The organism is Naasia sp., assembly GCF_025465545.1.
Taxonomy (GTDB): Bacteria; Actinomycetota; Actinomycetes; order Actinomycetales; family Microbacteriaceae; genus Naasia.
The window spans coordinates 39,193-61,837 of the sequence record NZ_JAODMK010000022.1 but is presented as its reverse complement, the minus strand read 5'-3'; the positions used below and the strand labels follow the sequence as shown (position 1 = coordinate 61,837).

The following is a 22,645-nucleotide window of genomic DNA, read 5'->3' as shown; positions in this document are numbered from 1 at the left end:
GCTGTGAGCCGACGATGACCGGGTCCCGTGGCGGGTGCCAGATGTTAGCGGGGTGGGAACACCGCCGTAACACCGCAGACGCATTTGCGGGCTTGACTTGGCGGAGTGCCCGCCCGAGGGCCGGACGGGAGTGCCACGATGCCGGACAACCCCCGCGGCGGGGCGACCGCCCGGCCTGCCGCGCGCGCATCCGCCGCCGCCCTCCCGAGGACGATGCGCGCCGTCTCGGTCGCGGAGCCGGGCGGCCCCGGCGAGCTCGTCACCCGAACCATCGCGGTCCCCGCCCGGGTGGGCAGCGAGGTGCTCGTGCGAGTCGTCGCGGCCGGCGTGAACCCCGTGGACGCCACGACCCGCTCGGGCGATGGCGTCTCTCCCGGCGCGCACAGCTGGCCGATCGTGCCCGGCTACGATTTCAGCGGCGTCGTGGCGGAGTCGCCCTACGCCGAGTTCCCGCTCCAACCGGGCGACGAGGTGTTCGGCATGACCGCCTTTCCGCGCACGACCGGCAGCTACGCGGAGTACGTGTCGGTGCCGGCCATGAGTGTCGCGCGGAAGCCCCGCGTGCTCTCGCACGTCGAGGCGGCCGCCGTCCCCCTCGCCGCTCTCACCGCGTGGGGCGCGGTCGTCGACCTCGGCAAGGCGCACGAGGGTCAGAGGATGCTCATCGATGCGGGGGCCGGCGGGGTCGGTCATCTCGCCGTGCAGTTCGGGGCGTACTTCGGCGCCGATGTCACCGCGACCGCGTCGGAGCGGAATGCCCCATGGCTGAGGAGCATCGGCGCCCGCCGGGTGCTCGACTGCACCGCCGACGCGTTCGACGAGCTGCTCACCGGCTTCGATGTGGTGATCGACTGCTCCGGAGGCGACACCGGGCGCCGATCACTGTCGGTGCTGCGTCCGGGCGGACACCTGGTGAGCCTGGCGCCGGGCAGCTGGCCGGCGATTCGCGAGGACGCGGAGGCGGCCGGCGTTCGTGTGACCGACTTCTGGGTCACACCCGACGGGGGCACCCTCTCGGTCATCGCGCGGCTCATCGACTCGGGCGACGTGCAGGTGACCGTCGACTCGGTGTTCGCCCTGGAGGACGCCCCCGAGGCCCACCGGCTGCTCGAGTCCGGGCAGGTCCGCGGCAAGATCGTCCTGAGGATCAGCGAGTACTGATCCCTCCTCCGAGTGCCCGTTGCGGCGCGAAGTGCCCGATATAGCGGTCACTCGGCGCCGGAACGAGCACGCAGGGGTCAGCGGAGGCGCAGCGATCTGCTCGCTGAAACTCGCCGACGACGAGCCAGGGCGCAGAACCTGGCCGAAACGGCGAACTGCCCACTTCGGTCCCCTCTTCTCGCGAATCAGGACCGAAGCGGGCAGCTCGGCGTGCGGAGCGCAGTGCCTAGAGGGCGTTGACGTCCAGCGGGATGCCGGGGCCGAACGTGGTCGACACGGCACCCTTCTGGATGTAGCGGCCCTTCGAGGACGACGGCTTGAGCCGCTGCACCTCGTCGAGGGCCGCGGTCAGGTTCTCGTTGAGCTGGTCCGCGCTGAAGCCCGCCTTGCCGACCACGAAGTGGACGTTGGCGTGCTTGTCGGTGCGGAACTCGATCTTGCCGCCCTTGATGTCGGACACGGCCTTCGCCGCATCCGGCGTCACGGTCCCCGTCTTCGGATTGGGCATGAGGCCACGGGGGCCGAGGACGCGGCCGAGACGACCGACCTTGCCCATCATCTCCGGGGTGGCGACCGCAGCATCGAAGTCGGTGTAGCCGCCGGCCACCCGCTCGATGAGCTCGTCGCCGCCGACCTCGTCCGCGCCTGCGGCGATCGCGGCCTCGGCGGCCGCTCCCGTCGCAAAGACGATGACGCGGGCGGTCTTGCCCGTGCCGTGGGGGAGGATGACGGTACCACGGACCATCTGGTCCGCCTTGCGGGGGTCGACGCCGAGCTTGAGCGCGACCTCGACCGTCGAGTCGAACTTCGCCGACCCGGTCTCCTTCGCGAGGCCTACGGCCTCATTGGGAGTGTAGAAACGGCCTGCCTCGATCTTCTCGGCGGCGGCGCGGTATGCCTTGGACTTCTGTGCCATTGTTCTCTCCGCCTATTCGACCGTGATGCCCATGGAACGAGCGGTGCCGGCGATGATCTTGGCCGCCGCCTCCAGGTCGTTCGCGTTGAGATCGGGCTGCTTCTGCTGCGCGATCTCCCGGACCTGGTCCTTGGTGAGCCTCGCGACCTTGACGGTGTGCGGCGTGGACGAGCCCTTGGTGACGCCCGCGGCCTTCTTGATGAGCTCCGCTGCCGGCGGCGTCTTCAGGATGAACGTGAAGGAACGGTCCTCGTAGACGGTGATCTCCACCGGGATGACGTTGCCGCGCTGCGCCTCGGTGGCCGCGTTGTACGCCTTGCAGAACTCCATGATGTTGACGCCGTGCTGACCCAGCGCCGGCCCGATGGGCGGGGCGGGGTTCGCGGCGCCAGCCTTGATCTGGAGCTTGATGAGCCCCGTGACCTTCTTCTGACGTGCCATGTGTTGTTTCTTCCCTTTCGATTCGAGCGGCCTGGGCCGCTCTCCCGCCTCCCCGGTCGGTCCGGGGCGCGGTGGTCTGCGCGGATCGCGCCGAGCGCTGCTAGAGCTTGGTGACCTGGTCGAAGCTGAGCTCGACCGGGGTCTCGCGCTCGAACAGGGAGACGAGGACCGTGAGCTTGCCGCTCTCGGGCTTGATCTCGCTGATCGTGCCGGGCAGGCCCGCGAACGAGCCTTCCTTGATGGTGATCGTCTCGCCGACCTCGAAGTCGACCTCGGCCGGGATGGCCCGGGACTGTGTCGCCGAGCCGCGACCGCCGGTTGCCTTGGTCGGCGCCTCGGCGACCTGCACCGTGCTCTTCAGCATGTTGAACGCCTCTTCGAAGCGCAGCGGGGTGGGGTTGTGCGAGTTGCCGACGAAGCCCGTGACGCCGGGCGTGTGCCGGACGACGGACCACGAGTCCTCGTTGAGGTCCATCCGGACGAGCACGTAGCCGGGGATCCGCACGCGGTTGACGAGCTTGCGCTGGCCGTTCTTGATCTCGACCACGTCCTCCATCGGGACCTGGACCTCGAAGACGGCATCCTCCTGGCCGAGGCTGCCCTTGCGCTGCTCGATGTTCTGCTTCACCCGCTTCTCGAAGCCGGCGTAGGAGTGGATGACGTACCACTTCCCGAACTTGGCGCGGAGCTCCTTGCGGAACTGCTCGTAGGGGTCGAGCTCCGCCTCGTCGGCGTCGGCGTCGGGCGCCGCCTCGACGGCCTCGAGTGCCTCGTCGTCGGTGGCCGCCTCGGCCGCCTCCGCCTCGTCGAGGGTGTGCACCTCGAGGGCCTCGTCGACGAGGGCGTCCGCCTCGGGGTCCGCGGCCTCCTCGACGGCCTCGAGCGCCTCCGCGAGGTTCGTCTCTTCCTCGTCATCGGTCACGAGGTGGATGTCACCGGGGCCCTCGGCTCCGCCACGGCGCTCGCCGAGGCCGAGGTCGTCGCCCTCCTGCACATCGCCGACTTCGGAGTCCTGCTCGGCCGCGGGGATCAGATCGATGTCGCCGCGGTGGTCGCGATTGGTGTCAGACACTGTTTTGACTGCTCTTTCTCTCACCGTCCGCTCGGGGCGGACGGAAATCTCTAGCTCGAGACCGCCGGATCTCCGAAGACGAAGATCACGATGGCACTGAACACATAGTCGAGGGCTCCGACGACCGCCATCATCACGATGACGAACACCAGGACCACTGCGGTGAACCCGAGCAGCTCGCGCCGGGTGGGGGTCACCACCTTCTTCAGCTCGCCGAGGACCTGACGGATGAAGAGCGCGATGCGTGCGAACGGCGACCGCCTGGCCTGCCGCTCCTGCCTCGCAACGGCTACGACGTCCTCACTCGGCTCGTCGAGAACCTTTCGCGCCACAAGAACTCCTTGTCAGTCGCCCGGCTCGTTGTCCGTGCCCGATCCCGCCCCGGGAGGAGTGGAATCCGTGGCCATCCGCACGGGTGTGTGGACGGCTGCAGGGCGGACAGGACTCGAACCTGCAACCTGCGGTTTTGGAGACCGCTGCTCTACCAATTGAGCCACCGCCCTAGAGGGAAGTCGACATGGCTTCGCCACGTCCCGAGAGGACCGAGGTGGCGCTGAGAGGCGCGGCGAGGCCTGGCATCTTCCAACCAGTGCAACCCAGTCTATCACCGGCGGGCACCGGACCCACCAGGGGGCGCCTCCGGCTCCCGGCCCTCGCGGATAGTGTTGCAGGCATGGCCGCCTCCCCCCGCATCTCGCCCCGGATCGCCGCGATCAGCGGCTCTGCGACGCTCAAGGTCGATGCCAAGGCGAAGGCGCTCCAGGCGGAGGGCCGCCCGGTGATCAGCTACGCCGCGGGAGAGCCGGACTTCCCCACCCCCGGGTTCATCGTGGAGGCCGCCGCGAAGGCCGTCCGGGACCCGCGCAACCACCGCTACACCGCGGCCGCGGGCCTGCCGGAGCTGCGTGAGGCGATCGCCGCCAAGACGCTGCGGGACAGCGGCCTGGAGATCTCCCCCGCCCAGGTCATCGTCACCAACGGCGGCAAGCAGGGCGTCTACCAGTCGTTCGCGACGATCGTGGGCGACGGCGACGAGGTGCTGATGCCCGCGCCGTACTGGACCACCTACCCCGAGGTCGTGAAGCTGGCCGGCGGCGTGCCCGTCGAGGTGTTCGCCGGAGCGGACCAGGACTACAAGGTCACCGTCGAGCAGCTCGAGGCCGCCTACACGCCCCGGTCCAAGGTGCTGCTGTTCGTGTCCCCCTCCAACCCGACGGGTGCGGTCTACACGCTCGAGGAGACCCGGGCGATCGGGGAGTGGGCCGACGAGAAGGGGCTCTGGGTCATCGCGGACGAGATCTATCAGAACCTCGTGTACCCGGAAGGCCTCGCGGAGGGCGAGGTGCCGCACGCCGCGGTGTCGATCGTCGCCGCCGTGCCGTCCCTGGCGGACCGCACCCTGCTCGTCAACGGCGTCGCCAAGTCCTACGCGATGACCGGCTGGCGGCTCGGCTGGATGCTGGGCCCGGCCGACGCGATCACGGCGGCCACCAACCTGCAGTCGCATCTCAGCTCCAACGTGTCGAACATCTCGCAGCGCGCCGCCATCGCCGCCCTCACCGGCCCTCAGGACGAGGTGGAGGCGATGCGGCAGGCGTTCGATCGCCGCCGGCGGCGGATCGTGGCGGAGCTGAACGCCATCGACGGGATGGTCACGCCGACCCCCGAGGGCGCCTTCTACGTGTATCCGGACGTGACCGGCCTGCTCGGCCGGAACTGGAACGGCAGCACGCCCACGACGTCCCTCGAGCTGGCCGACCTGATCCTCGAGCAGGCGGAGGTCGCGGCCGTGCCCGGCGAGGCGTTCGGACCGAGCGGCTACTTGCGCTTCTCCTACGCCCTCGGCGACGACGCGCTCCTCGAAGGCATCCAGCGCATCCAGCGCCTCTTCTCCTGAGTGCCCGTTCCGGCGCGAAGTGCCCGCAACAAGGGTCACTTCCCGCCGGAACGGGCACCAGGGAATGTCGACGGGTGGGCGGGGTCCACCGGTCGGTGGACCCGGACTACGTCGCCCGGGCTCTGTGCGGGCAGGGCACGCGCCGCCAGAGTTAGGGCATGAGCGGAATCGGTTCCCAGCCGGTCGTGCGGGTGCGCGGCCTCGGCAAGACCTACGGCACCCGGACGGCGGTCGACGGGGTCGACTTCGACATCCTCCCGGGCGAGATCTTCGCCCTTCTCGGCCCGAACGGCGCCGGCAAGTCCACGACGATCGAGATCCTCGAGGGCTACCGAGACCGGTCCGCGGGCCAGGTCGAGGTGCTCGGCATCGACCCCCGGAACGGCGACCTCGACTGGAAGGCGCGCATCGGCATCGTGCTGCAGAGCTCCGGCGAGCAGGGCAGCGCCACGGTCCGCGAGCAGGTCGCCCACTTCGCGAGCTTCTACCCCCGGCCGCGAGACGTCGACGAGGTGCTCGAGGCGGTCGGCCTGCAGGACAAGGCGCGGGCGCGCATCCGGTCGCTCTCCGGAGGCCAGCGCCGCCGCGTGGACGTCGCCCTCGGGATCGTCGGCCGACCCGAGCTGCTGTTCCTCGACGAGCCGACCACCGGCTTCGACCCGGAGGCTCGGCGCCGATTCTGGGATCTCATTCGGTCGCTCAAGGGGGAGGGCACCACGATCCTGCTCACCACCCACTATCTCGACGAGGCCGCCCAGTTGAGCGACCGCGCCGCCGTGCTCACCGGCGGCCGCATCAGCGCGCTGGGACCGGTCAGCTCCCTCGGAACGCCCGAGCAGCGCACGCCCTTCGTGCGCTGGCGGGAGCGGGGCGAGCGCCGGGAGGTCCGCACCGCGACTCCCGCAGAGCTCGTCGGCACGCTCGTCTCGCGCCTCGGCGGCGAGCCGGAGGGACTCGAGGTCGGCGCGCCGTCACTCGAGGACATCTACCTGGAGCTCGTCGCGAGCGCGTCCCTCCTCCGCACCGCCGCAGCCCAGGAGGGGCTCGCATGACCAGCACGACGACGACGCCTGCCCCCGCCCGTCCCGGCGAGCCGGCTCCCCTGGCCCGGATGCTGCGCCTCGGCACGATCAGAGCGGCCTACGAGGTCCGCCTCTACTTCCGCCAGGGCGACTCGGTGTTCTTCACCTTCCTCTTCCCCGTCGTGATGCTCGCGATCTTCTCGGTCGCCTTCAGCGACGGCCAGATGGCGGGCGGGATCCGCGGCGACCAGGATCCGATCTCCATGGCGCATGCATACCTGCCCGGGATGGTCGCCGCCGGGCTGCTCCTCTCGGGAGTGCAGAACCTCGCGGTGGACATCGCCATGGAGCGCGGCGACGGCACCCTCAAGCGCCTGGCCGGCTCGCCGCTGCCGGTGATCTCCTATTTCCTCGGCAAGCTCGGGCAGGTGCTCGTGACCTCCCTCCTGCAGCTCGCCCTGCTCCTCACGGTGGCCGCCGTCGTGTTCCAGGTCCCGCTGCCGACCGAGCCGAGCCGCTGGCTGACCTTCGCGTGGGTGTACCTGCTCGGCATCGGCACCTCCGCGGTGCTCGGGATCGCCCTGTCGGGCCTGCCCCGGTCGGGCAAGAGCGCAACGGCGGTGATCATCCCGATCACGCTGGTGCTCCAGTTCGTGTCGGGCGTCTACGTGACGTTCGCGTCGCTTCCCGAGTGGCTGCAGAACGCCGCGTCGGTGCTTCCGCTGAAGTGGATGGCGCAGGGCATGCGCTCCGTGTTCCTGCCCGACTCGTTCTCCGCCACGGAGCAGGGCGGTTCCTGGGACCTCGGGACGACGGCCCTCGTGCTCGGCGTCTGGCTCGTCCTCGGCGTCCTCGGCAGCCGGCTCGCCTTCCGCTGGATCCGGAAGGACACATGACGGCGGTCCGTGCCGGCGAGAGCCACGTCCTCTCGCGGTCCCTCCGGTGGTGGCACCTCGCCTTCGGCGGGGTGCCCCTCGTCGGCCTGCTGCTCGCCCTCGTATTCGCGAGTCCCGGATCCTCCCTGGCCCTCGCACTGGCCGGGGTGGCCGCCTATCCGCTGCTCTGGTTCACCTTCGGCTGGCGCTCCTTCGACGACCGGCGCATCGGTCTCGGCTTCACCGCGCTGCTCCTCGCCGCCACCGCCGCAGCGATCCTCGCCGAGCCCAATCTCGCGGTGCTGCAGACGCTCCTCTTCCCGTTCGTGTGGTCGCGGTCGGACAGCACCCGGGAGGCCATCCTCCTCAACTTCGCGGTCGCCGTGGTGGTCATGCTCGCGCTGATCCCCGCCTACGGCCCGCTCCCGGCCGCGCTCCTTCCGGCGGCGGCGATCGCCGCCATCTCGCTCACGTTCAGCATCGCCTTCGGCAGCTGGATCAGCCGCATCGCGCATTGGGGAGAGGAGCGGGCGCGCCTCCTCGACGACCTGACCGCCGCCCAGGACGGCCTCGCGTCCGCGCACCGGGAGCACGGCGTGGCCACCGAGCGCGAACGGCTCGCCCGAGAACTGCACGACACCCTCACGCAGAGCCTCACCGGCCTCGTCATGGCCGCCGAGCGGGCCCAGCGCTCCGCACGCGGCGGCGACCCGGAGGCGACCCTCACCGATCTCGCGCTGATCGAGGACACCGCCCGGCACGCGCTGGGCGAGGCTCGGGCCATGCTCGCCTCGTCGGCGTCGGTCCGAGTCGAGGGCGGGCTGCGGGTGGCCACGGAGCGCCTCGCAGCCCGGTTCCAGCGGGAGACCGGCGTGCTGGTCGACACCCGCGTGCACGCCGACCTGCCGCGCGAGCTGGAGGTGGTGCTGCTGCGCTGCGCGCAGGAGGGGCTCGCCAACATCCGCAAGCACTCGGCTGCCTCCAGCGCCTCGCTCGCGATCGAGGAGACTGCCGCGGCGGTGACGCTCACGGTGGAGGACGACGGCCGCGGGCTCCCTGAGGAGAACGCGGCCGCGAACTCGGGCTTCGGCGTCGCCGGGATGCGTGAGCGGGTGGGGCTCGTCGGCGGCACGGTCGCGCTCGGCGCGCGCCCGGGCGGCGGCACCCGACTGACCGTGATCGTTCCCCTGGAGGAGACACCATGACGCTCGAGACCCCCTCGACGAAGCCCGTGCGGGAGCCGGTGCGGGTGCTGGTCGCCGACGACCACCCGATCGTGCGCAACGGCATCGTCGCGCTGCTGGCCGGCGACGACCGCGTCGCCGTGGTGGGCGAGGCGGCCGACGGCGAGGAGGCGGTGCGCCTGGCCGAGGAGCTTCGTCCCGACGTCGTGCTGATGGACCTGCAGATGCCGCGCCTCGACGGAGCGGCGGCGACGGAGCGCATCCTGGCCGCCGGCGCCGCCACCCGGGTGCTCGTGCTCACCACCTACGAGAGCGACGACCAGATCCTGGAGGCCATCACAGCGGGGGCGAGCGGCTATCTGCTCAAGGCCTCCCCGCGGGAGGAGATCCTCGCCGGGGTGCTGTCGGTGGCCGCCGGCGACACCGTGCTGGCACCCTCCATCGCCGCCGCCCTGGTCGGCCGGGTCCGGCGCGACCGCCGCCCCACGGTCCGGCTCTCGACCCGCGAGCAGCAGGTGCTGACCCTCGTGGCCCGCGGGAGCAGCAATCCGGAGATCGCCCGCGAGCTGTTCATCGGCGAGGCCACCGTAAAGACGCACCTGCTGCACATCTTCGAGAAGCTCGAAGTGAGCGATCGCACCCGCGCGGTGACGCTCGCGCTCGAGCTGGGTCTGCTGCCTAGAGGCTGAAGCCGACGAGCACGGGCTCCGGGTGCAGCAGCAACCCGAACTCGCCCTGCACCATCGCCTGCACATAGCGCGCCAGCTCGACCACCTCGGCGGCCGTCGCGCCTCCCCGGTTGACGATCGCCAGCGAGTGCTTGCCGGAGATCCCGGCACGCGAGCCCGGCAGGGCGAATCCCCGCGTGATTCCCGCGTGCTCGATCAGCCAGGCTGCGCTGAGCTTCACCTGGGGCGCCTCGCCGGGCAGGCGCTCGGGCAGCTCTGCGGGAAGGTCGACTCCGAGGGGCAGGACGAGATCGGGGTCCTCCGACCGGACCGGCCAGCGGGGAGCCGCATCCGGCAGCGTCCGCGCGAATCGCTCGCTCACGATGGGGTTGGTGAAGAAGGAGCCGGCGCTGCGCGAATCCGGGTCCGCCTCGTCGAGCACCATGCCCTTGCTCCGCCGCAGCTCGAGCACGGCCTCCCGCACGTCGAGCACCGGCACCCGATCGCCGATCGCCACCTCGAGGGAGCGCGCCAGCTGGGTGTACGCGACGGGAGCGCCGAGGCCCCCCGCGACGAGTTCGAACTCGGCCGCTGTCACGATCCCCTGCCTGCCGCGCTTGAACACGGATGTGCGGTAGCCGAGCTCCAGCTCGCCTGCGGCGAGGCGCTCGTGAGCGCCGCTGAGATAGTCGAGGAAGTCCACGGCCACGAGAGTCGCCCCGACCTCCTGTCCGTAGGCGCCGATGTTCTGGATGGGCGCGGCGCCGGTCGATCCGGGGATCCCCGACAGCGCCTCGATGCCGGCGAGCCCGCGCTCGACGGTGTAGGCGACCAGGTCGTCCCACGGCGTCCCCGCCTCGACCCGGAGGCGCACCCGTCCCGGCGCAGAACCGGGCACCTCCGCGATCCCCCGGACGGCGGTCCGCAGCACGGTGCCGTCGAAGCCCTCATCGGCGACGACGACGTTCGATCCGCCGCCGAGGACGATCCACTCGTCCACCTCGCCCCAGATGCCGAGGGCGGCGTCGACGAGCTCGGCGGTCGTGTCGGGCGCGAGGATTCGCGCCGCGGGTCCCCCGACTCTCAGGGTGGTCAGCGCCGCCAGCGACTGCCGCGGAGAGCCGGCCCTGTCCTGGTCCACCATGTCAGTCGAGCGCGACCACGACCTGGGCCTTGCCCAGGACGGTGTCGCCCCCGAACCGGACCGTCAGGTCGATGCGCGCGGTTCGCGCCTCCCGGTCGATGGCGCCGACCTTCGCCGACACCGCGAGCAGCGCGCCGTCCTCGGGCGACACGACAACGGGCCGGGTGAAGCGCACCTGGTAGTCCCGCACCCGCCCGGCTCCGCCCGCCCAATCGACGACGGGCTGCACGGCCGCGCCCATCGTCAGCATGCCGTGGGCGAGTACGCCGGGAAGCCCCACCGATGCGGCCGCGTCGTCGCGGTAGTGGATGGGGTTGAAGTCGCCGGAGGCACCGGCGTAGCGGACGAGCGAGTCGCGGGTCAGCACGATCTCGCGCTCCGCCACGATGTCGCCCACGGCGAGGCCCTCGAGCGCGCTCACTCGTCGCCTCGCACCACGAGGGTGGAGGTGGCGGTGACGACGTGCGCCCCGGCCGAGTCGACGATCGCGGACGATGCGGTGACCATGGAGTGCCCGCCGAGCGACTTGACGCTCGTCACGGTGAGCGTGGCGGTCAGCTCGTCGCCGGCGACGATCGGCCGGGTGAAGCTGAAGCGCTGGTCGCCGTGCACCACGCGCGTGAAGTCGATGCCGGCCTCCGGGTCCGTGAGCAGCTGGGTGAGGCTGTGCTCCTGCACGACGACGGCGAACGTCGGCGGGGCCACCAGGTCCGCGAAGCCGGCAGCGCGTGCCGCCTCGACGTCGAGGCTCGCCCGGTCGGTCGCGAGCACGGCGCGGGCGAACTCGCGGACCTTCTCACGGCCCACCAGATACGGGGGCGTCTGCGGATAGCTGCGTCCTTGGATCGCCGGGTTCACTGCCACCCCGACAGTCTAGGTTCGGGCGGCAGGAGGCCGCCGGGCAAAGCAGGAGCCCCCGGCGCCGGGCGCACGGGGGCTCTTCTGCGGAGGCAGCCTGCTTACTGGCAGCTCTCGCACTGCAGGAGGTCCATCGGGTCCATAGGAACCGCGTAGCCACCGACCGAGTCGTTGTCGAAATCCATGAGTCATCTCCCCTTCGATGAGCAAATCTGCTGATCCACCTCGCGGCGGATCTCCACTATATAACGTGAATGACAGGGGTGTCATTCCATACATGTTGTGTTGCGGGGCGTTTGTTGCCCCCAGTTTAGGTGTCGCCACCGACATCGCCTAGGCTCGCGGTCTCGTCCTACGATGCGCGCGAGGGGGACCCGATGTCTGGCCAGCCGACACTGCTGCCGAAGGGCCGCCAGTTCGCGCTCACCTGGGGCCTGACGCGCGAGTTCGGCGGCATGACCAGCGCCCTGCTCCGCCGGTCCCGTGCCTTCGCGGAGCTCGCCGGCACCCCGGTGGACATCCTGACCTTCGACCCTCGCGACGACTATCCGGCGATCGAGGGGGACCTCCGCGAGACGGGCCAACTGGCCCCCGCGGTCACGGTCCGCAACATGTGGGACGAGCTCACCGCGGCGACGGATCGCCCGTCGGCGCCCGCGGGCGCGAAGCCTGCTGCACTGGCGCGCTTCGCTCCGCTTCCGGCGACCGGCGGCCGCACCGTCCTCCGCCACGCCCATGACGGCACGCTGCTGCAGCTCGACCGCCACCGCGAGGACGGCAGCCTGGCTCTGAGCGATCGACGGGACACCCACGCGCACGGTTCGCTCGGCGGGCGATCCATCGTGCTGTGCGACGCGGCCGGGCGGCCCGTCTTCGGGTTCACCCGGCCGTGGCCCTTCTACCACTGGTGGCTCGACACCGTGATCGGCGACGAGGACTCCTTCCTCATCGTCGACAGCAAGACGACGGCGAACTTCCTGGTGGACTACCGCAACCCGAAGGCCACCCGCGTGCACGTCATGCACAACTCGCACCTGGCGGGCGATCGGCGCCCCGGCGAACGGGTGAAGGGATCCCGTCGCCAGGTCCTCGCGCGGCTCGACGACTTCGACGCGGTCGCACTGCTGTCCGAACGCCAGCGCGACGACGTCCGCGCGCTGCTCGGCCCCTCCACCGCGCTCCAGGTCGTATCGAACGCGGCACCGCTGCCCGCATCGCCCGCACCGACCGAGCACGACCCGCTGCTCGGCGTGATGCTCGGCAGCCTCGACGGCCGGAAGCGGATCGGGCACGCCGTCCACGCGGTGCAGGCTGTCCGCTCCCGCGGCATCGGCGTGCGCCTCGACATCTACGGCGAGGGTCCTGACCGCCCCTCGCTCGAGCGGACAATCGGCGAGCTCGGCCTCGGCGAGGTCGTGCGGCTCAAGGGCTTCGACCGCAGCGCGGTCTCCTCGTTCGCGACGGCGTCGTTCTTCCTGCTCACGAGCACGAGCGAGGGCTTCCCCCTGGTGCTGGCGGAAGGCATGGCCCGCGGCGCTCTCCCGCTCTCCTACGACGTGGCATACGGACCGGCCGACATGATCGGAGACGGGGTCAACGGCTTCCTCGTGCCGCCCGGCGATATCGCGGCCCTCGCCGACGCCATCGAGCGGCTCGTCGCGCTGCCGGCCGAAGAGGTCCTCGCGATGCGCTCGGCAGCGATGCGGGCAGCGTCCCGGTTCTCCGACGCGGCCGTCACGGCGCGGTGGGGCGAGGTGCTGCGGCAGGCCCGGGCCCGGCACGACGAGCCGGGACCCGCCTTCGCGCTCCGCGCGCACTCGGCGACGCTCGAGCGCTCAGGGGACGGCATCACGGTCACCGCCGACTTCTCCCTCACCGGCGCCGATGTGAGCCCGGACGGCGTCACGGCGGCGATCGCCCTGCACGGACCCACCGGCGAGCCGTCGGGCATCGAGCTGCGCGCGGCCGGATCGGTGCGTCGCACGCTCCGCCGCCGGGTCTGGCGCGCCCGGGCGGAGTTTCCCGCCGTCGACTGGTTCCCGGCGGACGCGGCGCTCACCGGGGACCTCGAGCTCCGGATCGGGGGATCCCTGCGCCGGGCGCCATTGTCGCTGCACTCCTGAGCCCGCGGTCGGCTCCGCAAACGCCGCTTGCGCCTGCCGCTCTCGAGGACGGGGCGGGGGCGGGACTTGATCGCTGGCGCCAGCAGGCGTCAGGGGCCCACCGGAGCGCGCTCGAGTCGACCCCCGAGCGACGCGACGAAAAAGGCCCCTCGCGGGGCCTTTTCCTCTCGTAGCGGGGGCGGGACTTGAACCCGCGACACCACGATTATGAGCCGTGTGCTCTAACCACCTGAGCTACCCCGCCGCGCGCTCCACCGGTGCGCCGACTGGCGATCCCGGAGGAGTTCGAGCCCCGACTCAGGATTGAACTGAGGACCTTCTCCTTACCATGGAGATGCTCTACCACTGAGCTATCGGGGCGTAGCCGACGGCGACAGAACCTGCCCGCGCCTCCGGCACCGTAGAAGATTAGCACCTCGCAAAGCAACTCCTCCCGCCACCTGCGAGGGCCTCAGTAGGGTTGTCCGGGTGACGATGCCGAGCACTGCGCCCGACCCCGAGCTGCCCGCCACCGAGGTCGAGAACGGGGGCGAGGGGGAACTCGAGGAGACGCCTGCCGCGACCCGCACCCCCGACCAGTGGTGGCGCTCTGCCGTGATCTATCAGATCTACCCGCGCTCGTTCGCGGACGGCGACGGGGACGGCATCGGCGATCTGCCCGGCATCACCAGCCGGCTCGATGCGCTCGTCGAGCTCGGTGTGGACGCGGTCTGGCTCTCGCCCTTCTACACCTCGCCTCAGCACGACGCCGGCTACGACGTCGCGGACTACTGCGACGTCGACCCGCGCTTCGGCACCCTCCAGGACTTCGACTCGCTGCTCACCCGGGCGCACGCCGAAGGCCTCAAGGTGATCGTGGACCTGGTGCCGAACCACACCTCCAGCGACCACCGGTGGTTCCAGGAGGCGCTCGCCTCGCCGGAGGGCAGCGCCGAGCGCGCCCGCTACCTGTTCCGCGATGGCCGTGGACCGGACGGATCCCAGCCCCCGAACAACTGGCAGTCCGTCTTCGGCGGGCAGGGCTGGACCCGCACGACCCGTCCGGACGGCACGCCCGGCCAGTGGTACCTGCACATCTTCGACTCGAGCCAGCCGGACCTCGACTGGACGAATCCCTGGGTGCACGAGCAGTTCGCCGACATCCTGCGCTTCTGGCTGGACCGGGGCGTCGACGGCTTCCGGGTCGACGTGGCGCACGGCATGGCGAAGGCCGCCGGCCTGCCCGACTACACGCCTCCCGCCGGCACCGGCTCGATGGGCGGCGGCGTCACGCTCGCGCCCGAGATCGAGGGACACGCGGCGGAGGACCCCGCCACCCCGCCCTACTGGGCCCAGCCCGGGGTGCACGAGATCTTCCGTGAATGGCACGCGGTTCTGGAGGAGTACGAGGGCGATCGCGTGCTCGTCGCGGAGGCCTGGGTGGACCCGCTGGAGAAGTTGGCCGACTGGGTGCGGCCCGACGAGATGCAGCAGGCCTTCAACTTCGTCTACCTGGAGACGCCCTGGCAGGCGCCTGCACTGCGGAGCGTCATCGACGAGTCCCTGGCCGCGTTCGGCGGGGTCGGCGCCCCGAGCACGTGGGTGCTGTCCAACCACGACGTCGTCCGGCACGCCAGCCGGCTCGCGCTCACCGCCGAGAACCCGCAAGGCGCCGGCATCGGCCCGAAGAGCCCCGGTCAGCCCATCCCCGACATCGGACTGCGGCGGGCACGGGCGGCGACAGCGCTGATGCTCGCCCTTCCCGGCAGCGCCTACCTGTACCAGGGCGAGGAGCTGGGGCTGCCGGAGGTCATCGACCTGCCGGACTCCGCCCGGCAGGATCCGACCTGGTTCCGCACGAACGGCGCGCGCTACGGCAGGGACGGCTGCCGAGTGCCGATCCCCTGGGAGGCGACGGCCCCGGGCTACGGCTTCAACACCTCCGGCGAGAGCTGGCTGCCCCAGCCCGGGGAGTGGACGCGCTTCGCTCGCGACACGCAGCTCGGCGTCCCCGGTTCGACGCTCGAGCTGTACCGGCTCGCGCTGGAGCTGCGTCGCTCGCACGGCCTCGGCACGGGGTCGGTCGACTGGCTGCCGGGATATTCGGAGCAGGTGGTCGCGTTCCGCAACGGCGACGTCACGGTGATCGCCAACCTCGGCACGACTCCGGTCGAGCTCCCCGCCGGCGAGGTGCTCGTCTCGAGCGACGCCCTGCCCGAGGCGGTGCTGCTCACCGACTCGACGGTCTGGCTGCACACGCTCTAGCGGGCTCCGCCGCTAGCCGGCGTTCGCCTCGAGCCAGGCGACCGGATCGACCTGCTGCGTGGCACCCTCGCGGATCTCGAAGTGCAGGTGCGGGCCGAACGCGAAGCCGGTCTCGCCGACCAGCCCGACGAGCTGGCCCACCTTCACCTGCTCCCCGACGCTCATCGCGACCGAGTCGAACTGCATGTGGCAGTACACCGACGAGACCAGCCGGCCGCCGACCTGGTGGTCGATGATGACGTGCACCCCCAGGCCCTCGTCCGACTCCTCCACGTAGCGGACCACGCCGTCGGCGATCGCCTGGATCGGCGCCCCGACGCCGGGCAGGAAGTCGACGCCGTTGTGCTGGGTGACGCCGCAGGTGCTGCAGAGGACTCGTGGGCCGAACCGGTCGGACATCGGGACCCCCCAGGCGAACGGCCACTGGATGTCCCAGCTGGTGTCGTTCGTGAACGCGCCGGCGCGCCCCGCGCTGGCGGCCGCCAACTGGTCTCGAAGCGAGGTCACCGAGTACTCGTCGCGGCTGATCGGGACATCGGCTCCGCCGCTGATCAGGCCCGGGGACTGCGACCCGATCCCGCTCGCCTCGGCGACCGGCGCACTGGCGGCCGCGACATCGGCGGGGGTGAGGAGGGAGCTCCCCGGGATCGTCGTGACGATGGTCATCGCTGCCACGAAGACCATCGTGAGGAGCGAGAGGGCGGTGCGCCGAAGCGACTGTCGCGGCAGGGGCGCCGGCGCGACCGCCGCCGACAGTGCCCGCTCCGCCCGCACCAGAGAGCGTCGACTGAGGTGCTCCGGCTGGTTCTGCATGTCTGACCCGGGGTCAGACTAAGGGCGCCCCGTTCGGGGGCCGGGAACGGGGAGCGCGAGTCGTCAGTCGACGTGCTCGTTGAGCCAGACGAAGGCGTCGACCGCCTCGGTGCCGCCGAGCCGGATCTCCAGGTGCAGGTGCGGTCCGGTCGAGGATCCGGTGTTGCCCACCAGTCCGACCAGGTCCCCGACGCCGACCGACTGTCCGACCGCGAGGGGCACCGAGCCGAACTGCATGTGGGCGTAGGTGCTCGTGATGAGCTCGCCGTCGATGAGGTGCTCGATGACGACGTGCATGCCGAGTCCCGTGTCCGAGGAGACCACCTCGCGGACGACACCATCGGCGATCGCCTGCACCGGCGCGCCCTCGCCGGGCGCGAAGTCGGTGCCCTCGTGCTGAGTGGAGCAGCCCGCGCAGGGCGAGTCCCGGTAGCCGTAGCCGTCGGTGATCGGCACGGTGACTGCGAACGGCCACTGGATCCTGGACTCGGTGTTGTTCTGGAAGCTGTCCACTCCGCTGAAGCGGTCCGCCAAGGCGTTCTCCGCCGCGGTGCGCACGGAGTAGCCGTCGCGGGTGATGACGGCTGCGCTGCCACCCACGTCGTCGAGCACCTGCTGCCCGGCGAAGGTGCTGAGCCGCGCGGCGACGAGGTCCTCGTCGGAGAGGAGCGCGTTCGCGGGCACCGAGGTGACGAACGCCATCGCCGCCACTGCGAGCATCGTCGTTGCGGTGAACAGAAGCCTCGCGAGCCGCATGAGGAGCGGGGCGCGCTCCCCGCCAGCCGTGCGATCCGGGTGCACCCTCGGGTGTCCGGCGATGCCGGCTCGGCGGATCCCCGCGCCGCGGCTCGACACCCGCTCGAGCTGCTCGCGCTGCCGGATCGCCCGCCGGGAGATCAGCTCGGATCCGGGTCCTGAAGCGTCCCGTCCGGACGGGAAACGGGCGTCAGGCGTCGGAGAATGCTGCACGAAGAGGGTCTCACCAGAGGGTAGGGCGCACACGGAAAGGCACCGAGAATGGGCGTGGATGGGGGGCCCCGGAACGAGGCACGCACTCCACGGTAAGCGCAATCGGCCGGAATTGCGACTCCCGAAATCGGTTTCTGCGGTGTAGCGGGTCTCCCGCTCCCGTTCTGTCAGGCGTCAGGGCAGCGGATCGGCGGCCCCACGCCCCGCCTCCTCAGCGGTTCCGGACGCTCGAGATCAGGGCGGAGATCTCGTCAGCCAGGGCGGGTGCGGCCGCGATCAGCAGGTCCTCGTTGCCCCGGGCGCCACCCGCGCCGACGACAGCGGCGCCCGCCTCGGAGGCGATGAGCGCACCGGCCGCGTGATCCCACGGGTGCAGGCCCGACTCGTAGTACGCGTCATACCGCCCGCTCGCGACGTTGCAGAGGTCGAGGGCGCTCGAGCCGATGCGGCGCAGGTCACGGCACCGTGCGAGCAGGGCCGACGCGATGTCCAGTTGCGCCCCTCGGGTCGCGAGGGCGTAGGCGAAGCCGGTGCCGATCAGGGCCCGGTCGAGGCCGACATCCCGGTTGACGCGCAGCTCGGATTCCCCCAGGCGGGCGCCCCCGCCCGCGGTCGCCGTGAAGACCTCCTGCGTGCTGGGGTTGAGCACGCATCCGGCGAGAGCCCGCCACGTCTCCGGTTCCGGATCGCCTTCGACGACCGCGATGCTGACCGACCAGGCGGGAAGCCCGTACAGGTAGTTGACGGTGCCGTCGATCGGGTCCACCACCCAGGTGAGCCCGCTGGTGCCTCCGGTCGCTCCCGACTCCTCACCGAGGAAGCCGTCCTCCGGCCGTGCGTCGGCGAGGAGCGAGCGGATCAGCTGCTCCGCCTCCCGATCAGCGGCGGTCACCACATCGATCGGCGTGCTCTTCGTGGCCGCCACCACCACGCCCTCCTGCCGGCGACGGAGGGTGAGCGCACCCGCGGCGAGCGCGGTGTCCCTGGCGATGAGCAGGAGTTCGTCGAGTCCGTTCGGGGCGAGAGCCATGCGTCCTATTGAAGTGCAATGCGGGAGGCGGGGGCATGGGGGGTGTTGCTGAGAGTGCGAGGGGATTCGTCCCGGGCGAGAGGCTGCTCGTCCTGCGCTTGCCACCGAATGAGAGAAGGGCCGCCCGATGGGCGGCCCTTCTCTCATTCGTGGCGAGTGAGGGATTCGAACCCCCGAAGGCTACGCCGGCTGATTTACAGTCAGATCCCTTTGGCCGCTTGGGTAACTCGCCTGGCTGCTCCGACCACATCTCGAAGATCTGGCCGGAGGCGCTCGACAACAATACCGGCGCCGACGACGCGCACGAAATTCCTCGGGCGAAGGAGATTCCCGACGCCCGTGAGCTCGAGTCAGGTCACGGCATGTAGCCGCAGTCCGGACACCACCAGCCGGCCTTCGTGCCCTGCATCGAGGTCTGGCAGCTGGGACAGGACGGGCCCTTGCTGTCTTCGAGCGCTTCGGAGCGTTCCATGGCGCACCACTCTTTCCCGGGCTTCGCCGCCCGGATGCGCCACCATGATGATCCCTCGACTCCCGCACTGCAAGGGAGGAAGCGGAACTCGCCGGAAGGCGGCTCGTTACCATTGCTGCATGGCAGATTCCTCGTTCGACATCGTCAGCAAAGTCGACCGGCAGGAGGCCGACAACGCGCTCAACCAGGCCCGCAAGGAGGTGGAGCAGCGCTACGACTTCAAGGGCACGGACTCGTCCATCGAGTGGAGCGGCGACGACATCCTCATCAAGTCGAACAGCGAGGACCGCGCGAAGGCGGTGCTGGACGTGTTCCAGACGAAGCTGATCAAGCGGGGAATCTCGCTGAAGAGCCTCGAATCGGGTGAGCCCCACCCGAGCGGACGGGAGTACCGGATCGAGTCGAAGCTCAAGCAGGGCATCGATCAGGAGCACGCGAAGAAGATCGGCAAGATCATCCGGGATCAGGCGCCGAAGACCGTGAAGAGCCAGATCCAGGGCGAGGAGCTGCGGGTGCAGTCGAAGAGCCGGGATGACCTGCAGGCCACCATCGCCCTGTTGAAGTCCTCCGACCTGGACCTCGACCTCCAGTTCGTCAACTTCCGCTGACGTCGCCCCCGCGCCTGCATCCCACGGACCCCCAGCTCAGCTCACTCGACCGCCGGACCCTCGTCGGCCTTCGACTCTCGATCAGCAGGCATTCCGTCCTTCAGCAGGCAGAAAGTGCCCGCAGAGGCGCGTGGCGTTCGTAGTGCCTGCTGAGGGAGAGAAAGCGGCCGATCTCTGTCGCCCGGTCGGGGGCAGGAGCCGGGCGGGGCCGCTCTCCTAGGATTCGAGCATGAACCCGGCCGGCATCCCCCTGGCCGTGCCGATCGCCCTGATCGTCCTCGACGTGCTGATCCGCATCGGCGCGGTCATCGTCATCCCGCGCAACCGCCGGCCGACCTCGGCCACCGCCTGGCTGCTGCTGGTGTTCTTCCTGCCCTACGTCGGCCTGCTCCTGTTCCTGCTCATCGGCAGCCCGCGCCTGCCGAGAGGGCGACGGGAACGGCAGGCGGAGATCAACCAGTTCATCCTCGACACGACCGAGGGGATGGACAAGGTCAACACGACCGCCGCCTGGCCGTCCTGGCTTGAGTCGGTGGTGGAGCTGAACCGGAAGCTCGGCTCGATGCCGCTCGTCGGCGGCAACTCGGCCAGCCTCCTCGGCGACTACGGCTCGTCGATCCGCGCCATGACCGACGAGGTGGGTCGCGCGCGCAGGTACGTGCACGTGCAGTTCTACATCCTGTCCCTCGACGCGACCACCGCACCCTTCTTCGACGCTCTCGAGGCAGCCGTGCAGCGCGGGGTGACCGTCCGGGTGCTGCTGGACCATGTCGCGTCGACCCAGTACCCGCACTACCGGAGGACGATCCGCCGGCTGAAGCGCACGGGCGCCCGGTGGGAGCTCCTGCTGCCGGTGCAGCCGTTCAAGGGCAAGTGGCAGCGCCCCGACCTGCGGAACCACCGCAAGCTCCTCGTCGTCGACGGCCGAGTCGGCTACATGGGCTCTCAGAACATGATCGACCGCAGCTACAACCGGTGGATCAACCGGCGCAGGAAGCTGCGCTGGCAGGACCTGATGACGCGGCTCGAGGGGCCCATCGTCGCGGGCGTCAACGCCATCTTCATCACCGACTGGTACGGCGAGACCGGCGAGCTCCTGGTGCGGGAGGCGGAGCCGATGGACGACGTGATCGAGGATCAGGCGCTCGACTGCCAGGTGGTGCCGAGCGGTCCCGGCTTCGACGGCGAGAACAACCTGCGTCTCTTCAACGCGCTCCTCTACTACGCGCAGGAGCGCATCATCATCACCTCGCCCTACTTCGTCCCGGACGAGTCGATGCTCTACGCGATCACCACGGCGGTCCAGCGCGGCGTGCGCGTCGAGCTGTTCGTCTCCGAGATCGGCGATCAGTTCCTCGTCTACAACGCCCAGCGCTCCTACTACGCCGAGCTGCTGAAGGCGGGCGTCATCATCTGGCTCTACCGGCGCCCGGTCGTGCTGCACGCCAAGCACTTCACCATCGATGACGACGTGGCGGTGATCGGCTCGAGCAACATGGACATGCGCTCGTTCAGCCTCAACATGGAGGTGTCGCTGATGGTGCGCGGCTCCTCCTTCGTGGAGGACCTGCGCCGCGTCGAGGACGGCTACCGGCGCGCCAGCCGCCGGCTGACCCTCGAGGAGTGGTCAGGGCGCTCCGGTCCGTGGACCGTCGTGGAGAACCTCGCCCGCCTCACCAGCGCCCTCCAGTGATGCGTGCCCGGCACCACAGGTGCGTCGGCTCGAGCAGTGCGCACCGGAACGCGGGTGACGAGGCGGCGTCAGCGGGCGACGGCCCCTGACTCTCCGCGGGAGATCACCGTCATCTCGTCCCGCGGAACCACCTTGATCCGGGTGCGGCCCACGGCCTCGCCGATCGAGAGCTCATGCGCGTCGAGGCGATGCCACCCGTCGATCGTGGTGAACCGCACTTCGCGCGCGGAGAGCAGCGCATCGATCCGCTCCTCCTCAGGATGCTCGGGCGTCCACCAGTTGGCCTGGTCGGACAGCACGTGCCCCACGGTCTCCATGGCGTCGCTCTTCGTGTGCCCGATCAGGCCGACGGGCCCGCGCTTGATCCAGCCGGTGGCGTAGACGCCGTGCACCGGCTGGTCCTCGTCGTCGATCACCTGACCCTCCCGGTTGGGCAGCACGCCGCGCCGCGCGTCGAAGGGCAGGCCGGCCAGCGGCGAGCCGAAGTAGCCGACCGCCCGGTACACCGCCTGGATCGGCAGCTCCCGGATCTCGCCGGTGCCGCGCACGCCACCCTGGCCGTCCGGCTCGGTGCGCTCCCAGCGGATCGCCTCCACCCGCTCGTCGCCGACGAACTCGAGCGGCTTCGCGTAGAAGTGCAGGTGCAGCCGGCGGCTCGCCGTCCCCGTCTCCCGCCGGCGCCACTGATTCAGCACCTTGTCGATCACGAAGACCTGCTTGTTGGTCGCGACCGCCGTCTTCGACGCCTCGTCGTAGTCGAAGTCCTCGTCGTGGAGCACCATGTCGACATCGCGCATCTCGCCGAGCTCCCGCAGCTCGAGAGGGGTGAACCGCACCTGCGCGGGCCCCCGCCGGCCGAAGACGTGCACGTCGGTGACCGGGGACGCCTTGAGCCCCTCGTAGACGTTGTCGGGGATCTCGGTGGGCAGGAGGTCGTCCGGGTGCTTCGCGAGGATCCGGGCGACATCGAGCGCCACGTTGCCGTTGCCGATCACCGCCACCTCGCGGGCATCCAGCGGCCACTCCCGCGGCACGTCGGGGTGACCGTCGTACCAGCTCACGAACTCGGCGGCACCGTACGAGCCCGGCAGGTCGACCCCGGGCACATCCAGGGGCGCGTCCTGCATGGAGCCGGTCGAGAAGATCACCGCGTGGTAGTGCCGCTTGAGGTCGTCGAGGGTGAGGTCGGTCCCGTATTCCACGTTGCCGAACAGCCGGATGTCCCCCCGGTCGAGCACCTCGCGGAGGGCCGAGATGATGCCCTTGATGCGCGGATGGTCGGGCGCGACGCCGTAGCGGACGAGGCCGTACGGGGCGGGGAGGCGCTCGAACAGGTCGATGGACACATCGAAGGCGCGCTCGGCGCGCAGCACCAGGTCGGCGGCGTAGATGCCCGCCGGGCCCGCGCCGACGATGGCAAGCCGGAGCTTGGTCATGGGAGTGTTCCTCACTTGG

Annotated in this window: 22 protein-coding genes and 4 tRNA genes; 11 read left to right on the top strand and 15 right to left on the bottom strand. The window is 70.5% G+C overall.

Annotation, left to right across the window (positions count from 1 at the left end; translation table 11 throughout):
• The first annotated feature begins 138 nt into the window (after positions 1–138).
• Positions 139–1,161 carry an NADP-dependent oxidoreductase gene (locus JWR33_RS07220; RefSeq protein WP_297410577.1) on the top strand — a complete coding sequence of 341 codons (1,023 nt, stop codon included), beginning with the start codon at positions 139–141 and terminating at the stop codon, positions 1,159–1,161.
• 226 nt (positions 1,162–1,387) lie between these two features.
• Here the strand turns inward: JWR33_RS07220 and rplA are convergent, their stop codons facing one another.
• The 5 genes from rplA to JWR33_RS07195 form a co-directional block, all read right to left on the bottom strand.
• Positions 1,388–2,077 (bottom strand): 50S ribosomal protein L1, encoded by a 690-nt coding sequence (gene rplA, locus JWR33_RS07215; RefSeq protein ID WP_297410576.1) that lies wholly within the window; start codon positions 2,075–2,077, stop codon positions 1,388–1,390.
• Positions 2,078–2,089: 12 nt separating this feature from the next.
• Positions 2,090–2,518, bottom strand: a complete 429-nt coding sequence (rplK, locus tag JWR33_RS07210) for a 50S ribosomal protein L11 (protein WP_297410574.1) — start codon at positions 2,516–2,518, stop codon at positions 2,090–2,092.
• Between the two features lie 100 nt (positions 2,519–2,618).
• Positions 2,619–3,590, bottom strand: a complete 972-nt coding sequence (nusG, locus tag JWR33_RS07205; RefSeq protein ID WP_297410573.1) for a transcription termination/antitermination protein NusG — start codon at positions 3,588–3,590, stop codon at positions 2,619–2,621.
• Between the two features lie 50 nt (positions 3,591–3,640).
• Positions 3,641–3,922, bottom strand: a complete 282-nt coding sequence (gene secE, locus JWR33_RS07200) for a preprotein translocase subunit SecE (RefSeq protein ID WP_297410572.1) — start codon at positions 3,920–3,922, stop codon at positions 3,641–3,643.
• Positions 3,923–4,020: 98 nt separating this feature from the next.
• Positions 4,021–4,093, bottom strand: a tRNA-Trp gene (locus tag JWR33_RS07195).
• Positions 4,094–4,263: 170 nt separating this feature from the next.
• On the opposite strand from JWR33_RS07195, the gene JWR33_RS07190 reads away from it, so the two are divergent.
• The 5 genes from JWR33_RS07190 to JWR33_RS07170 all read left to right on the top strand — a co-directional run bounded on the left by JWR33_RS07190 (position 4,264) and on the right by JWR33_RS07170 (position 9,257).
• Entirely contained in the window at positions 4,264–5,487 is a 1,224-nt protein-coding gene (locus JWR33_RS07190; protein WP_297410571.1) for a pyridoxal phosphate-dependent aminotransferase, read from the top strand.
• 158 nt (positions 5,488–5,645) lie between these two features.
• Positions 5,646–6,539: an ABC transporter ATP-binding protein gene (locus tag JWR33_RS07185; protein ID WP_297410570.1), complete on the top strand. Its 894-nt coding sequence runs from the start codon at positions 5,646–5,648 to the stop codon at positions 6,537–6,539.
• Between the two features lie 59 nt (positions 6,540–6,598).
• Positions 6,599–7,405, top strand: coding sequence for an ABC transporter permease (locus tag JWR33_RS07180; protein ID WP_297410697.1), 807 nt, complete (start codon positions 6,599–6,601; stop codon positions 7,403–7,405).
• Complete coding sequence (locus tag JWR33_RS07175; protein WP_297410569.1) at positions 7,402–8,589, top strand: histidine kinase; 1,188 nt, start codon at positions 7,402–7,404, stop codon at positions 8,587–8,589. Before JWR33_RS07180 ends, JWR33_RS07175 begins: the two co-directional genes overlap by 4 nt.
• Positions 8,586–9,257, top strand: coding sequence for a response regulator transcription factor (locus JWR33_RS07170; RefSeq protein ID WP_297410568.1), 672 nt, complete (start codon positions 8,586–8,588; stop codon positions 9,255–9,257). The genes JWR33_RS07175 and JWR33_RS07170 overlap by 4 nt, the downstream gene beginning before the upstream one ends.
• On the opposite strand, the gene JWR33_RS07165 is transcribed toward JWR33_RS07170, so the two are convergent.
• The 3 genes from JWR33_RS07165 to JWR33_RS07155 are packed head-to-tail and all read right to left on the bottom strand — an operon-like array spanning position 9,247 to position 11,244.
• Positions 9,247–10,377 (bottom strand): UDP-N-acetylmuramate dehydrogenase, encoded by a 1,131-nt coding sequence (locus tag JWR33_RS07165; protein WP_297410567.1) that lies wholly within the window; start codon positions 10,375–10,377, stop codon positions 9,247–9,249. The two genes, JWR33_RS07170 and JWR33_RS07165, sit on opposite strands and share 11 nt — an antisense overlap.
• A gap of 4 nt (positions 10,378–10,381) precedes the next feature.
• A complete protein-coding gene (locus tag JWR33_RS07160; RefSeq protein ID WP_297410566.1) occupies positions 10,382–10,801 on the bottom strand; it encodes a MaoC family dehydratase in 420 nt (139 codons plus the stop codon).
• Positions 10,798–11,244: a MaoC family dehydratase N-terminal domain-containing protein gene (locus JWR33_RS07155; protein WP_297410565.1), complete on the bottom strand. Its 447-nt coding sequence runs from the start codon at positions 11,242–11,244 to the stop codon at positions 10,798–10,800. The genes JWR33_RS07160 and JWR33_RS07155 overlap by 4 nt, the downstream gene beginning before the upstream one ends.
• 371 nt (positions 11,245–11,615) lie before the next feature.
• Here JWR33_RS07155 and JWR33_RS07150 point away from each other — a divergent pair, with 371 nt between their 5' ends.
• Positions 11,616–13,361: a glycosyltransferase gene (locus tag JWR33_RS07150; RefSeq protein ID WP_297410564.1), complete on the top strand. Its 1,746-nt coding sequence runs from the start codon at positions 11,616–11,618 to the stop codon at positions 13,359–13,361.
• A 170-nt stretch (positions 13,362–13,531) separates the two neighbouring features.
• On the opposite strand, the gene JWR33_RS07145 is transcribed toward JWR33_RS07150, so the two are convergent.
• Together JWR33_RS07145 and JWR33_RS07140 are read right to left on the bottom strand one after the other, a co-directional pair.
• Positions 13,532–13,605 (bottom strand) — tRNA-Met (locus JWR33_RS07145).
• Positions 13,606–13,649: 44 nt separating this feature from the next.
• Positions 13,650–13,721, bottom strand: a tRNA-Thr gene (locus tag JWR33_RS07140).
• 114 nt (positions 13,722–13,835) lie between these two features.
• Here JWR33_RS07140 and JWR33_RS07135 point away from each other — a divergent pair.
• Positions 13,836–15,605 carry a glycoside hydrolase family 13 protein gene (locus tag JWR33_RS07135; protein ID WP_297410695.1) on the top strand — a complete coding sequence of 590 codons (1,770 nt, stop codon included), beginning with the start codon at positions 13,836–13,838 and terminating at the stop codon, positions 15,603–15,605.
• A 12-nt stretch (positions 15,606–15,617) separates the two neighbouring features.
• Here JWR33_RS07135 and JWR33_RS07130 read toward each other — a convergent pair whose 3' ends face one another.
• The 4 genes from JWR33_RS07130 to JWR33_RS07115 form a co-directional block, all read right to left on the bottom strand.
• The gene (locus JWR33_RS07130; protein WP_297410563.1) at positions 15,618–16,418 is read right to left on the bottom strand and encodes a M23 family metallopeptidase; all 801 of its coding nucleotides are present in this window, start codon (positions 16,416–16,418) and stop codon (positions 15,618–15,620) included.
• A gap of 63 nt (positions 16,419–16,481) precedes the next feature.
• Positions 16,482–17,387 carry a M23 family metallopeptidase gene (locus JWR33_RS07125; RefSeq protein ID WP_297410562.1) on the bottom strand — a complete coding sequence of 302 codons (906 nt, stop codon included), beginning with the start codon at positions 17,385–17,387 and terminating at the stop codon, positions 16,482–16,484.
• 211 nt (positions 17,388–17,598) lie between these two features.
• A complete protein-coding gene (locus tag JWR33_RS07120) occupies positions 17,599–18,417 on the bottom strand; it encodes an inositol monophosphatase family protein (protein WP_297410560.1) in 819 nt (272 codons plus the stop codon).
• Positions 18,418–18,567: 150 nt separating this feature from the next.
• Positions 18,568–18,649: transfer RNA gene (locus tag JWR33_RS07115), tRNA-Tyr, on the bottom strand.
• On the opposite strand from JWR33_RS07115, the gene JWR33_RS07110 reads away from it, so the two are divergent.
• From JWR33_RS07110 to cls, 3 genes are all read left to right on the top strand, one after another.
• Positions 18,636–18,785: a hypothetical protein gene (locus JWR33_RS07110; RefSeq protein ID WP_297410559.1), complete on the top strand. Its 150-nt coding sequence runs from the start codon at positions 18,636–18,638 to the stop codon at positions 18,783–18,785. The two genes, JWR33_RS07115 and JWR33_RS07110, sit on opposite strands and share 14 nt — an antisense overlap.
• A 223-nt stretch (positions 18,786–19,008) precedes the next feature.
• Positions 19,009–19,497: a YajQ family cyclic di-GMP-binding protein gene (locus JWR33_RS07105; protein ID WP_297410558.1), complete on the top strand. Its 489-nt coding sequence runs from the start codon at positions 19,009–19,011 to the stop codon at positions 19,495–19,497.
• 229 nt (positions 19,498–19,726) lie between these two features.
• Positions 19,727–21,190 carry a cardiolipin synthase gene (cls, locus tag JWR33_RS07100; RefSeq protein WP_297410557.1) on the top strand — a complete coding sequence of 488 codons (1,464 nt, stop codon included), beginning with the start codon at positions 19,727–19,729 and terminating at the stop codon, positions 21,188–21,190.
• A gap of 68 nt (positions 21,191–21,258) precedes the next feature.
• Here the strand turns inward: cls and JWR33_RS07095 are convergent, their stop codons facing one another.
• Positions 21,259–22,626 (bottom strand): FAD-dependent oxidoreductase, encoded by a 1,368-nt coding sequence (locus JWR33_RS07095; RefSeq protein ID WP_297410556.1) that lies wholly within the window; start codon positions 22,624–22,626, stop codon positions 21,259–21,261.
• Positions 22,627–22,645 lie beyond the last annotated feature (19 nt).